Raw genomic sequence first — 13638 nt, 5'->3', positions numbered from 1 at the left:
TGCGAATCTGCCTGGGCGGCGCCAGTTGGGAAGAACTGAATGAATCTCTGGCAATTCTGGCAGCATTGCTCAAGTGACGGGCTTGATGCTATGCGTCTAGCTGGAAGAGCATGGCTCGTTTAGCCAACCTCAGAGCTAAATCCGAGGAGATGCAGCAGCAATTGCGTATGGCAGGATTGCCTAGAAAGCTGTATCACGGTATGAATCGCCCCGACTTGGCTAGACACTCTTGAGCCGTTGGGAATGGCGCTGTTCAAACTCGATGGGCGATAGCCCTGCGGCCGACGAATGACGGCGCTGCGAGTTGTAGAACATCTCGATGTAGTTAAATATATCCGCTCGCGCATCGCTGCGGGTCGTATAGATACGACGTCGGATGCGTTCGCGTTTGAGCAGTTGGAAGAAGCTCTCCGCCACAGCATTGTCATGGCAGTTGCCGCGTCGACTCATGCTGCTGACTAGGTTATGGTCCCGCAGGAAGGCCTGCCATTCGTGGCCTGTGAACTGGCAGCCTTGATCGGAATGGACCCGGACCGATGCATTTGGCTTACGTCGCCACAATGCCATCAGCAGAGCATCCAGCACCAGAGCCGTATCGATACGACTGCCCATGGACCAACCCACCACCTGACGTGAGAACAGATCGACCACAACTGCCAGGTACAGCCAGCCTTCGTGGGTTCGGATGTAGATACCGTCTTGAATGTCAAGTGGATCTGGCCTCCGGCGGCACGTAGTCGTGTTCGGACTTGAGGACCCCGTAGCAAAGGTGCACGAGTTTGCGCATGCACGCGCCGAGCGCCGACATCTTGGTCTTGCCTTGCGCGCAAAGCCTGTCGTACAAGGCCTTGATGTCGGGGTTGATCTTCTTTGCGACCACAGCGGCCATATACAGAGACGCGCGTACCCTTGGATTACCAGCCTTGGACAGACGAGAGCGCCCTCTGATGCTGCTGCCCGACTCGCACTTGACTGGAATGAGTCCAAGGAACGCGGCCGCTTCCTTGGCGCTGGTGAAACTGTTGGTGCTCAAGATGGCGGCCATGCGCTTCGCTGTCTTCTCGCCGACGGCGGGAATCGTGCGCAGCCGCATAATGCGCTGACCCAGCGATTCGTTGGCAGCAATGTGTGAGTCGATGGTCTTGCGCATCGCCTTGCACTGCACGCGCAGAAAATCGATGCAAGCGTCGATGGAAACCAGCACGCAATCAGACGAACCCCGCACTGCGGCCTGCTCGCGCCGATTCTGCTCGCGCCGAAGATCGGCTTCAAGGCAATCGAGCCGCATCAGCATCGCACTGAATTCTTGCAACTGAGGCATCGTGGGGCGCCACTGCCTGGGCCGAGCAAGCTTGGCGTACTGCGCCAAGAGCAATGCATCCATGAGATCGGTCTTGCTGAGCATTCCCAGCCCCCTGGCCAGCGCACGAACCTGCGCCGGGTTTACAACCGAGACGACCAGACCGGCGCAGTGAAGCCGCGTCGCTGCGAACTCGTGATATGCCGCAGTCGCTTCCAAGACGAAGTGGCGCGGCTGCTCGACGGCAACTGTGCGTGCCCAGTCGATGAGCTCGATGACGCCTTGGACATCGTTTGTGAAGGTGCGAGCACGTTTGACGCGCTGACCGTGCGCGTCGACCACCGCGCAGTCCAGTTTGTCGCGAGATACGTCAATTCCAAAATGAAGCATGTCGGCTCTCCATGAGTTCTAGCGCGCCATGCCCTTCAGGCCGATCTACCTTGTCAATGCAGGCTCATCGCACTCGGCGAGGCCTTTGCTACCGTCCGATCTCAAATTGGCGCGAAGGTGAGGCGGGGCGCTACATCTACATCCCAGGCTCGGGGCCTCACGTAATGTCCGTGCTGTCCCCGCCTCGAGCGGCGAAAGCTATTCGCCACAGCACCAAGATACAAGGTGATGTCTGTGACCCAGGACTGATTGGGTTGGGCTACCTTAAATTGGCGCTGCAAGTGATTGGGGGCAACCAAGGCCGGCTTTCCACCACGCACTCCTGGCCTTCGGCCATAGCCCGTCTGCGAACGCAAGCCTTCCAGTTTGAGCAACCGTGCCACGCGATGCTTGCCGCAACGCTCTCCAAGGTCGCGCATATCCAATGTCAGCTTGCGGTAGCCATAGACACCACCGCTCTCGAGCCATGCCTGCTTGAGCAAGCCCAGCAGCCTTTGGTCGTCCTTAGCCCGCAGACTCTGTGGTGTTGCCTTCCATGCATAGTAGCCACTGGGGTGCAGTTGCATTACCTTGCACATGCGCCGCACGCTGTGCTCCTGCTCATGGCGCTCGATAAATGCGTACCTCACCCGGACTGCCTGGCAAAGTACGCGGCGGCTTTTTTTAGGATGTCGCGCTCCTCGGTCACTCGTTTAAGTTCGGCCTTTAGTCGCCGCAACTCCTCGGTTTGAGATGCCTGCGCCTGCCGCTCAGGTGCGGGCACTGCATAAAGCTTGATCCACTTGTACAGGCTGTGCTGGCTCACGCCGATCCGTGCGGATACATCGGCCACGCGGTGGCCTCGCTCCGTGATCTGCTTGACCGCTTCAATCTTGAATTCTTCGGGGTATGGCTGCTTGTTCGTCATGGCACCTCCTATTGGGCCTCAGATTTTGGACTGCCCCTGGTCAGGTAGACAAATCGCAACCTCACGCCCGGGCGCGCTCAAACGCCTCGGGACTGACACCGCCCAGATGACTGTGGCGGCGTGACCGGTTGTAGAAGACCTCAATGTAGTCGAACACATCGGCCCGGGCCATGTCCCGAGTCTTGTAGATACGTTTGCGGATACGCTCTTTCTTCAGACTGCTGAAGAACGATTCCATGACGGCATTGTCCCAACAATTGCCCCTGCGGCTCATGCTTGGCAGCAGTCCATGTGCTTTGCAGAATCTCTTGAAGTCATCGCTGCCGTATTGGCTTCCCTGATCGGAATGTAGCAATACTTGCGATGCCGGCTTGCGTCTCCAGACTGCCGCCAGCAACGCGTCAAGCACGAGTTCACGACTGAGGGTTGCCTTCATGGACCATCCCACCACTTTGCGCGAGTACAGGTCCACCACGGCCGCCAGATACAGCCAACCTTGCCAAGTGCGGATATAGGTGATGTCAGTGACCCAGGCCTTGTCTGGGGCGTCCACGGTGAACTGCCGCTGCAGATGATTGGGCGCGATGATTGAGGGGCGCCCTGCAATCTTGCGTGGGGTTTTGTAGCCACGCACTGCCTTGATCTTGTGTTCACGCATGATACGGGCCACCCGATGCTTGCCGCACAACTCGCCAGCCTCCCGAAGATCTGCGAATACTCGGCGGGCACCATACACGCCATGACTGGCCGTGTAGGAGTAGCGAATCAACTCAAGCAGTCGTTGATCCTCTGTTTCTCGAACTGAGACGGGCTCATGGAGCCACGCGTAGAACCCTGCACGAGCAATGCACAGCAACTGGCACATCAAGCTGATGGCGTGCTGCTCGCGATGCTCGTTGACGAAGCGGTACTTCATTCGGGCTCCCTGGCCAAGTACCGCACGGCTTTTTTTAATATATCTCGCTCCTCCTCGATACGACGCATCTGGCTTCGCAAACGCAGGATCTCGCTCTTGGCTTGCAGCAGCTCTTGGGAATGCTGCTCAGATTGACCGGGAGAGGCGGCCTTCACCCACTTGTACAAGCTGTGTGTCGATACCCCCAACCGGGCTGCGACCTCGGAAACCGAGTAACCGCGCTCGGTCACTTGCTTGACAGCCTCTTCCTTGAATTCTGGCGTAAATCTCTGTGCACTCATGACGACCTCCTATGCTCAAAAGATAGGCTGAGTTCGTCTACCTGACCAGGGGCAGTCCATTTGAGGCTCTGAGGTGTCTAGGAAACCCGGGGCGATTCAGTAACCAACGACAGCAGTGATCGGTCGCAACTGAGCAAGATGGCGTTGGTTTCGCGCGAAGCCATGGGGGCTACCGAGCTACAGGCTCTCGCAGACCGGGGCTACTACAACGGTGTCGAGCTCAAGGCCTGCGAAGACGAGGGGATCGCGGCCTACGTGCCCAAGCCCATGACCTCCAACGCCAAAGCTGAGGGTCGCTTCGACAAGACCGACTTCATCTACATCGCCCGAGATGACGAATACCAATGCCCAGCGGGTCAGCGGGCCATCCATCGCTTCACTACCGATGAGAGGGGTCTACAGATACACATCTACTGGTCTAGTGCTTGCCCTCGCTGTGCAATGAAGCATCAGTGCACGAAGAGCGAGTTCCGCCGCATCAGGCGCTGGGAGCACGAGGCCGTGATGGACGCGGTGCAGCAGCGGCTTGAGCGGGAACCCGATGCCATGAAAGTGCGCAGGCGAACCATCGAGCACGTCTTCGGGACCCTCAAGCACTGGATGGGCTCAACGCACTTCCTGACGCGACGGCTTGTCAACGTGGGAACCGAAATGAGCCTGCATGTTCTGGCCTACAACTTGAAGCGGGTGATGAACATTTTAGGCATCGTGCCGATGATCAAGGCGCTGAACGCTATGGGTGCGTAAGCGCCTTCAATACGCCGAAATCGCGCTGCATGGACTGTCTCTATACATCTGCAAAATGCGCTGGATGCAGCGCACTACCGGCACATAACGGTCACGTGGCTACTTGCAGGCAAAGTGGTCGGCATCGCTCATACCCTCCTGCATTCCACGTTCTCACACAGTCTCGGCTGGTTGCAGTCTGTCAACTCAAAAAGTTCGATGACTGGTGGCGCCCAGAGCAGTCATAGCAGCGGGGCGTTTTTGTAGGTCTGCACTACACCTTAAAGCCGCCGCTGCAGGCTGACACAGGCCAAGGACCGCTTTCAAGAGCAGTGAAGTGGTGCTTTCGACCCACATGAGACATTCATCAACCAACCGCAATGCGGACGTCGTATCCCAAAGTATGAGCCCTGCAGCAAGCTACATTCCAGGGAAGGCATGAAATCAGGGCTCTCCGTTAAAGGGCGTCTCTTGCGTGCAACCGTAGAAAGTTAGGATTCTGACCACACATTTACCGCACCTGATCTTGCCCCTGCAGTTCCGAACACTGTCCAGTCGCTATGTTAGCCCTGGTGCGCGGGATGATTCTTGAATCGCCCCGGCGAGTTCAAACAGTGGTTCTTCTTTGACCGTGCACCACGCGCTCTGCGGCAGTGATTTTTGCTAGAGCTCGTAACGCCAGTCCTGCTGGCGGGCCAAACACAACAAGACAAAGGACGGTGGCGATCAACCATTGAGAGGGATGCTTGATAAGCTGACTCCCAAAAAACAAAGGAAGCACAGCCAGTAGTGCTAAGCCACAATATGAACCAGCGTAGAGCCACTTGCGCCACATACGTGAGTATCGGCGCCTGAACCTTGGCTTGAGTCGAATACGGGACACACATGTCTTAGCCTTGAATTCCAGACACTCAATCCCAAGCACATACCGTTCGAGCGCCTTGGGAGAATCCTTCAGGGAAAGCAGATAGTCCCCTTCTGCCGCACTGATCCAGCGCACTCCAGCAAGTGCTTGGTACCCCTTGGCCTTCTGAAACTCATGCATCCCTTTACCGTCAACAAGTTCAGAAAAAAACTCCTTGGCAAATTTGTATTCATCGCGCAATCGATTTTGCTTCACATGATTCTCTGACCACGCCCAACGCCAAAGAGCAAATAGGCCAGGCGCTATGACGCCGAGAATTTTTAAACCTGTTTCCAGTTCCATAGTCCCTCCCATAGCCAACCAGACTAAGCTGGCTTTTCGAAATCACAGTTGCATACAGACGCGATATCTCAACTCCAATGGCTTAGAGCTCACCGCCATGTCACACAACTCGGCCAACTATACTCAATCGGTTAGCGGGTTGCCGACTGTCACTATCGACCCGGAGCTGTCGCTCAGCTTCAGCTTGCCGGTGTCGGCTTTGGCGCAATGGCCGTAGATCGCGGACTGATTCTGGAGCCAACTATGAAGCCAGAAGCGCTCGCCTCAAACCCCATCATTCGTCGCGGCGAGATGCTAGGTTTGCATGAATCCACGACAACACGTCCGTCACCGGAATTGCGCGGCGTTGGTTGAACGTGCCGCTCTTGTTCCACGACATGCCACGCCCCTGTGCAAAGGCCGCACGGTACTTGCTCATCATGTTTTGCGGGTCGCGCGCCAACTCATCCAGTAGATACTGCTCGGTCCATACCGACCGGGTGAAAGATCGACCAAGGCCCGCTTCCAGCTTGTCCGCAACCTCGCCGTACGTCACAGTGTCGCCGGCCAGATACACAATCTCGTTGCGGATGCGCGGTTGCGCAAACACCACTTCAGCTGTGAGCGCGCCGATATCGTCGGGAGTGGTCAACGTCACGGCGGTGTCAAAGCTGCCCAGAGCGTGGACCGCATCGTTCTGCAAGTCAACGACACCGAACTCAGGCTCAAACAGGTAGCTCATGAACATGCCGGTGGAGATGATGACCCACTCCGTCTGGTCCTGGCTCCGCAGCAGTTCGCGCACGTCGATCTGTGCGTCGAAAATGTCCTGCGGGCCGCCGCGGCCGATCACGTCGAAATCGACACCGAACTGCCAGGGGAAGTACCGGGGAATGCCTGACTGCAACGCTGCCCGCGCCAGCTTCATCGGCGTGTTGATGCCGGCGGCATAACCCGCGCAGCCAATCACCGTGTCGTAGCGTGCGAAAACCACGGCAAGCTCATCAATGGAGCTTTTCACCAAATCGCCCAGGACGATCTCGATGCTGAGGCTTCGAATCTCCGCAATATCCCGCTGCTTGGCGGGCTCGGAGGATTCCACGGCACTGGCGCGCAGAAGCACACTGATCTTGGAACCATCAACGTCTTTGGCTTTGCGTGCAAGATTACGGAGTACCGGGAGGCCAAGTTCTCCCGCGCCGAGCACGAGAATGTTCTGAGACGTAAAGTTCGGATTTGCTTGATTCATCGTATAGCCTACTAAAGAAGTTGGACAGTCTAGCGATGCATCAAAAAATATGTAAGAAGGTACACACGTGATACCGGGAGCCAACAAGTTGAATCAGGAAGAACTTCTTCAGTATTCCCAGACGGTGTGTGATGGTCTGAGAGATGACGACGACGGGCTGCGGCGTGAGGTGCTCGCGCACGCGGGAAGTCGCTGGTCTCTCGGCGTCGTTCACACCCTTGGCGTGTATGGCCGGCTTCGACATGCAGACATCGGTAGGCGCATGCACGGAGTCACACAGCGCATGCTCACGCGCACGTTACGACAGCTGGAGCGTGACGGCTTTGTGCTCCGGCACGACTTTGATGAGGTTCCCCCCAGAGTCGAGTATGAGTTGTCCGACACTGGCATGGAATGGCTGCTGCGCATGGTCCCACTGTGGACCTGGATCGTTGAAAACGCAGATCAATTCCGAGAAGCTCGACAGAGCTTCGATCAACAGAACCATAACGCGAGTTCATAGCTTGTTGAGAGCTCAAGGTCGGACAGACAGGAATGTCAGCCGTTGAATCTTTCGAATGTCGCTTGATGGCCGAGATGGCCAGTCTGCCACTGTGCCAGGAAGCTGCCCGCCAAGCGCAAGGGTTAGCTCAGATCACCTGGTCAGCTGCCAGGGGCTGCACCGTATTTTCAATGCCCACCAGAAGCGGTCAAGCGGTGCCTCATAGCAAAGCAGCAGGCCATAGAGAGGCTGTGTCGATTCAGAGATCGGTTGCCTTGTGGAGCGCGTTAACGTCTAGACCACATGTTGGCACAATTGCGGTATGAACGACGACCGCTTCCACTACCCACCTGACGTTTTCAACCTGCTGGTTGATACGGTCCCACTGCTTTGCAAGGGCAAGGACGATGTGATCCTGTTCTTGCGCGGGGCCGGTGTCCCTGGCGACGATCTTGCTGAAATGGCAGCCAAGGTGCGGACGGATCGCAACTCCGTGAGCAAGTTTGCCATCGTGCGCAACGTGCTGGAAAAGTTGAACAAGCGCGGTGACGTTGGTCTTGGTCCGCGTCGCGAGGTGATCAAGCGTGTAGTCGAGTTCGAGAACTTCTCGATGTGCTGGGAGAACGACGTGCACAAGGCGAAGGCCAACGTCGGGGACCTCGCGCGCATCGTGAATCACCGAGATTCATTCACCCGCATGAACCAGCAGCGCGAAGCTGCGCAGGCCGAGGTCGCAGCTAAGGCTCGCGCGGAACGTGAAGCTGCAGCCGAGAAACGCCGCAAGATCGAGGATGTGCGCGACCGACTGAACACACTGTTCGGCATGGACAGTGAGCCACAGAAGCGCGGCAAGCTGCTGGAAGGCGTGCTGAACGATCTCTTCCGCGCGCACGGCATCCTGGTGCGGGAAGACTTCAAGCGGCAGGACCCAACTGGTTCGGTCGTGGTCGAGCAGATCGATGGTGTTGTTGAGTTCGAGGGCCACATCTACCTTGTCGAGATGAAGTGGCTGAAGGACCCGGTTGGTGTGCCCGAGCTTGGCTCGCACATGATGCGGCTGTTTGCCCGCGATGGTGTGCGCGGCATCTTCATCTCGAATTCCGACTTCGCAGCATCGGCAATCGCAGAGTGCGTCACCCACTCGACGGCAAGGACTATGGCGCTATGCACGCTGCGCGAGATCGTGATGCTGCTCATGAACGAGCGCGATCTAGTCAAGCTACTAAGAGACAAGGTCCGTGCCGCGATCCTTGACAAGAGGCCGTTTGTTGAAGTCCTGGGCTGATGGATGTCCCGACATCGTGAAAGGCCCATGGCTGCAATACCTCATAAAACCGCCATTCGAGCTAGCGCCTGTCGCCGGACCCAACGACTGCTTGGTGTCAAGCAGCCTGAGTCCGGTCAGCGGCTGTCACCGACAGCTCCCGCTGCAAAGCCAGCATTGATCGAACCCAAGTATCCGTAGAACAGATATTGTCTACCCAGACGACGTCATAGCATCTCGCTCCTCATGAGCAAGCCGCTTCTCCAGCATTGCCTTCTGCTGAAGTGTGAGCGACGACCTGCGCAATGTCTGCGTCAATCCAGGCACTGCCAGCCGCACGATGGGATCCTTCTTCGCGAAATACTTGGCGATCTCCTTGGCTCCTACCAGGAAATCCAGATCATTCCTCTTGAAAACACCCACTGCACAGTGCTTCATACGCGCTTTGTACTCCAGCGTGTTCGCATTGAAGTAGATTCCCGCTCCCTGGGTGATGATGTTCTTCCAGTGTTCACCCAAATGCTTGGCTATGGTCACATCCTGGCGAACTGCAGAGCCATCAAAGAACAGAAGCGCGTGAATATGGATGCCTTTGTCAGCACCATACTCAAACTTGGCTGCGTAGCCAATGAAGCTTTCCTTAAAACCATTGGCTGTATACGCGTGAAATAAATCCCAATCATTCAACAACCTGCGTTCTGGCTCCCAGTCAGCGGTATAGATTTCACCGTAGGAGAAGTCGATTCGAATGACCATTAGTTTGGAGTAAATCTTGTTCAAGTCTTTGATGTACTCGAAAAGAGAATGCGCCAGTTGTTGTTCCTGGCGAACAGAGTTTTTATAGATCTTCTGAAAATCAGATGATTTCAACAATTGATCCAGAGTCTCAAGAAACTGAGCCTGATCAATGTAGTTGTCTGGGTGTTGATCATCATTACACATTGCATTGAATTGCCCTTCGTGGTTAGAAGGGTCAATGCCAATAAAACAATGGCCTGCCAGCCAAAGCCAAGGATCCTTGCTCTCGATCAGTTTGCGCAAGACTGGTGCGTAGGCATAAGGCGACATCAAGCCACACACTTGAGCAAGTTGCTTTTGAAGGCTCTTCTTGGCGAGAGCCTTTTTCCACTTTGTGCTCTTCATTTCATGGTAAATCCCTTTCATGCGATTTCTCACCTGAGTGAGTGCTGAAAGATGAGTATGCGAGTCTTGCATTTGGATTATTCTGAATAGTGTTGGGGCTTATGTTGTTTGAGATGATTTTCTTTGATGTGTAGTTATTGGGTTACTGAAAAGTGCTTTATCACTCTAAGGGGAATATATATCGATAGATGTCTATGCTGACTGTTGATTAATATATCTTTAAATACATTAATGTCAATAATATACACTCCCTGTTTGGTTTTTATTAAATGGAGTGATTAATGACCGGTTTTCTGTTGGTTTAGTTGTGTTGATTTTATAAATTGCTTGAATAAGTTAGATCGCTAAATAGGAGAGTGTTTGACGATGGCAGTAGTGTCAGAGCTAAGGAGGCCTCGGTTCTCGGTAAATTCCTTGGAGTAATTTACGCTTTCCAAGTTAGACGATGAATGGTTGGTGTTGCTCAATTGAAATTCTTTATCGCTGCCGAAAACTAACTGGATATGTCCCTGAGTCAAAAGGTACTGCAATACCAAGCTGACGGATTCGGGGTCACGAGGGCGAGGGCCTGATTGTTGGATTTCACGACGGGTGAAGGTTCTCCGGGCGCCGAATCCGGTGAGAGGGCTCTTGCTACGCATCCATACCAGAATCTTCTCGGCATGTTTTTCGATGCTCTTTTCCTCGGGGGACTTCGCAAACAGGCGATCAAACTCCCACAAGTACCATTCGATGATGGCAAGGGCACGCTGCACGGAGTCTTCCGAAATGGTTTGTGCATCGCCTTGTGCCATTTCGAAAATGGCGGCCATGCGCGCTGCGTGTTCCGCCGCTTTGGCGGCGAAGTCCTTGATGGGGGACAGGCGACCAAAATGCGGAGCGAGCTGGGACTCGATGTGGTTGAAGAAAGCCACCCAGCAGTGCGCTGCCTGTGGCTCAAAAGTCAGAACACGCCGGGCCTCGCCATCGCGATGGCGCTCAACGGCTTTCAGAAGAAGTCGGTGAACTTGGGATTGGAAAGTCAAAATGCCCGATGGCAGCGAATCGCTGTTGTCACTCCCGTCGACAAACCGCTGACCTGCCGTGGATTTTGGGAAGGCAACGAGGGTGCGAGCAAGATAGCCGACCTCGCGTGCGTAGTTGCCGCCCTTGCCGCAGAGGAATTCCAACACATGGGGCTGCACAGCAAGGCCCGAGCTCAAGCGCGCGCCTTCGACCCATTGGCTGTCAGCCGGATCCTTGCGGTCCATGTCGAGTGTTTGGCCGTCCCAGGCTCGGTTGAACACGGGAAGGTTGCTCATGGTGCGGCCTTTGATCAAATCAGCCGCTTCGTTCGAATGGAGAACTGCCGTGCAGGGGTTGAGGCTCAGCTCCGAGTACAGTGCCGCCTGGGTGACGTCGGACAACATGAAGCGCATACGGGCGGGGAGCAGGGGGGCAGCTTGCATGAGCTGGCCCAATTCTCCTTCTGTTGCTGTGGAGTCACGGCCGGCCTTGGACTCTTTCTCGAGTCGTCGTTCCAAGCCTCGGATTTTTGCGAGCCAGATTTTTTTATCTGACTCGAAATTGGCATAACCCTCGGCATACTGTTGCCGCATGGTTTTTTCCAAGCGCCGGATGGGCTCGAAAAAGAATCCGTCCGCAGCAGTCTTGCGCTCACCCGAGTCGGCGAGAGTGAGGAAATAAAGGGAGAGAGGCGTGCGCCCTGAAAGGCCGGGACGTTTCACATCAGCCAAGCCCTGGCATGCCGTTGCCATGGCGCAAAGCGCAGAGGCTGCGATCAAGGGAGTAGAGGCTTGGGTCAGGCGCCGCACATCGTTCACGGCGTCCAAAATGAGTGGTGGCAGGTGATGCGCGGGGTAGTTGTCCGTGACGGGAGGTGAGTTATTGAACATCGCCAGCCCTTACTGCTTTGCCGACTGGGCATTCAGCCAGGCGTCGATGTCATGCAGACGCCAGCCCTTGGCGCCACGGAGTTGTGTGCCGCCATAAAGAGGAAAGGGCTTGGGGAAGGTCGGGTCGTACTGCGAGCTCGTCTTGTTGAGACGACCGTAAATGGTGGAGCGGCTCAGGCCCGTGAGGCGCATGACGTCCTTCAAGCGGCACGCCGCATTGGGCGCAAACTCGGTGCGATTGGGGGAGTGCATCAGAAACCTTTCTCGATAAATTGAACAAGGCCTCATGCTGCTGGGGCTCCAAATTCCAGTCGATTACGTAATTTGCTTGTTTTTTCTTATCGCTGAGAGAGCGCATTCGATAAGTCATTGACCCTGCGCGACTTTTTGCGGTGTTTGAGCAAGGGCACAAGCAAGCAGGGACTAGGAGGTTTTGTGTGGCGAACCCCCTGGGCTACTGGCTACTTTGGCTACGTTGCCACGCAAAAGCGGCTACAACTGATTCCCAAAACGCGGTTTTTGGCATAAGAGGAGTTGCGCCAAACAAGCAATCTGGCTGTCAGTTGTGGAGTTGACCCGGTTCCGTGGACACATCAAGCTTTGTGTTCAAGGAGTCGAAGATGTCCAAGTCCAGACCGCCGTATCCGGCGGAGTTCCGCCAGCAAATGGTCGAGCTCGTGCGCGCCGGACGAACGCCGACGGAGCTGTCGTGTGAGTTCAACGTCACAGCGCAATCCATTACCAATTGGGTGGGCCAAGCGGCCATCGACAGTGGCAAGCCACTGCCTGGCAAGGAAGGCCTGAGCAGCGCCGAGCGAGAAGAGCTGGTGCGACTGCGCCGGCAACTGCGCCAGGTTCAGATGGAGCGCGACATCTTGGCAAAGGCTACGGCCTGGTTTGCCGGTCGCAGCGATGCGACGTCCACGAAGTCTTCGGACTCGTGATGGCGAACCAGGCCAACTTCCCAGTGCGCACGATGTGTCGGGTTCTCAAGGTGTCTGCCAGCGGGTTCTATGCCTGGCGCGAACGCTCCCCCTCGCAACGCAGCATCGCCAATGCGGTGATGACCGAACGCATCCGTCAGATTCACCAGGACTCTTACGAGTCCTATGGCATGCCAAGGGTGCGCGCCGAGCTCAACGAGCAAGGTGTGCGCATCAGCCGCCAGCGGGTCGCTCGCCTCATGCGTGAAGCTGGCGTCCGCGGCATCAGCCGTCGGCGAGGCTTCACGGTGATCACGCGCCGCGACAAGCGCCAAACACCCGCCAAGGACTTGGTCAATCGACGCTTCGAAGCCAGTGGCCCGAATCAGTTGTGGGTGGCCGACATGACCTATGTGCCGACGTGGGTGGGCTTCCTGTACCTGGCGGTAGTCATCGATGTCTGGAGTCGCCGCGTGGTGGGCTGGTCCATGGGAGAGCGCATGATCACCGACCTGGTGCTCTCGGTGCTGAACATGGCGCTGGCCCAACGCAAGCCCGATGCAGTCATCCATCACAGCGACCAGGGCAGTCAGTACACCAGCGTGGCCTTCGGCGAGCGTTGCCGCCAGATGGGTGTTCGACCCTCGATGGTGACGCTACGACAACGCGATGGCCGAAAGCTTCTTCGCCAGTCTGGAGGCTGAACTCATCGAGCGCAATAGCTTCCAGAGCAAGGCCCAAGCCCGCATGGCCGTCTTCACCTGGATTGAGGGTTGGTACAACCCCAGGCGCCGGCACAGCGGCCTGGGCTATCTCTCACCAATGAACTTCGAAAGGAGCCAGCAGACCCGGTTCGATGCCTCACGCGTCATTGAATGCGCCCAGGGGCCTTGTTGCATAAATCGGTTTGGGACTGAGTCTCCCCAAACCCCAGACGTAGTTATGCCACGGCCACCGTTTGGGGCGTGCCCAGCTCG

At 56.2% G+C, this 13638-nt stretch carries 9 protein-coding genes and 4 pseudogenes; 4 read left to right on the top strand and 9 right to left on the bottom strand.

Going from position 1 to position 13638, the window contains the following annotated elements:
• Positions 1-219 precede the first annotated feature (219 nt).
• The 4 genes and pseudogenes from ABIE32_RS21065 to ABIE32_RS21050 form a co-directional block, all read right to left on the bottom strand.
• Positions 220-699, bottom strand: a pseudogene (locus ABIE32_RS21065) (IS3 family transposase); the annotation flags it as partial.
• A 7-nt stretch (positions 700-706) separates the two neighbouring features.
• Entirely contained in the window at positions 707-1690 is a 984-nt protein-coding gene (locus ABIE32_RS21060; protein WP_429019137.1) for an IS110 family transposase, read from the bottom strand.
• Positions 1691-1878: 188 nt separating this feature from the next.
• Positions 1879-2597: pseudogene (locus ABIE32_RS21055) on the bottom strand (IS3 family transposase); the annotation flags it as partial.
• Positions 2598-2658: 61 nt separating this feature from the next.
• Positions 2659-3794, bottom strand: a protein-coding gene (locus ABIE32_RS21050; RefSeq protein ID WP_429019134.1) for an IS3 family transposase whose coding sequence is annotated in 2 segments (ribosomal slippage) — positions 2659-3551 and positions 3551-3794 — 1137 coding nt in all. Because the reading frame shifts where the segments join, the coding sequence is not laid out codon by codon here.
• A gap of 99 nt (positions 3795-3893) precedes the next feature.
• Here ABIE32_RS21050 and ABIE32_RS21045 point away from each other — a divergent pair.
• A pseudogene (locus ABIE32_RS21045) lies at positions 3894-4541 on the top strand (transposase); the annotation flags it as partial.
• A gap of 586 nt (positions 4542-5127) precedes the next feature.
• Here ABIE32_RS21045 and ABIE32_RS21040 read toward each other — a convergent pair.
• On the bottom strand, positions 5128-5727 hold the full coding sequence (locus ABIE32_RS21040; RefSeq protein ID WP_429019132.1) for a hypothetical protein: 600 nt from the start codon (positions 5725-5727) through the stop codon (positions 5128-5130).
• A 274-nt stretch (positions 5728-6001) separates the two neighbouring features.
• Positions 6002-6955: an aromatic alcohol reductase gene (locus ABIE32_RS21035; protein ID WP_429019129.1), complete on the bottom strand. Its 954-nt coding sequence runs from the start codon at positions 6953-6955 to the stop codon at positions 6002-6004.
• 88 nt (positions 6956-7043) lie between these two features.
• On the opposite strand from ABIE32_RS21035, the gene ABIE32_RS21030 reads away from it, so the two are divergent.
• Positions 7044-7457: a winged helix-turn-helix transcriptional regulator gene (locus ABIE32_RS21030; RefSeq protein ID WP_429019126.1), complete on the top strand. Its 414-nt coding sequence runs from the start codon at positions 7044-7046 to the stop codon at positions 7455-7457.
• A 301-nt stretch (positions 7458-7758) separates the two neighbouring features.
• A complete protein-coding gene (locus ABIE32_RS21025) occupies positions 7759-8721 on the top strand; it encodes a restriction endonuclease (protein ID WP_429019123.1) in 963 nt (320 codons plus the stop codon).
• A gap of 192 nt (positions 8722-8913) precedes the next feature.
• Here the strand turns inward: ABIE32_RS21025 and ABIE32_RS21020 are convergent, their stop codons facing one another.
• From ABIE32_RS21020 to ABIE32_RS21010, 3 genes are all read right to left on the bottom strand, one after another.
• Positions 8914-9864 (bottom strand): hypothetical protein, encoded by a 951-nt coding sequence (locus ABIE32_RS21020; protein WP_429019121.1) that lies wholly within the window; start codon positions 9862-9864, stop codon positions 8914-8916.
• A 323-nt stretch (positions 9865-10187) separates the two neighbouring features.
• Positions 10188-11738: a YfjI family protein gene (locus ABIE32_RS21015; protein ID WP_429019118.1), complete on the bottom strand. Its 1551-nt coding sequence runs from the start codon at positions 11736-11738 to the stop codon at positions 10188-10190.
• 9 nt (positions 11739-11747) lie between these two features.
• Positions 11748-11990, bottom strand: coding sequence for a helix-turn-helix transcriptional regulator (locus tag ABIE32_RS21010; RefSeq protein ID WP_429019115.1), 243 nt, complete (start codon positions 11988-11990; stop codon positions 11748-11750).
• A gap of 368 nt (positions 11991-12358) precedes the next feature.
• Here ABIE32_RS21010 and ABIE32_RS21005 point away from each other — a divergent pair.
• Positions 12359-13498 (top strand): annotated as a pseudogene (locus ABIE32_RS21005) (IS3 family transposase); the annotation flags it as partial.
• Positions 13499-13638 lie beyond the last annotated feature (140 nt).

It is taken from the genome of Comamonas sp. 4034 (genome assembly GCF_050434545.1).
GTDB classification, from domain to species: Bacteria; Pseudomonadota; Gammaproteobacteria; order Burkholderiales; family Burkholderiaceae_C; genus Comamonas; species Comamonas odontotermitis.
This window is presented reverse-complemented; position numbering and strand designations above follow the sequence as displayed.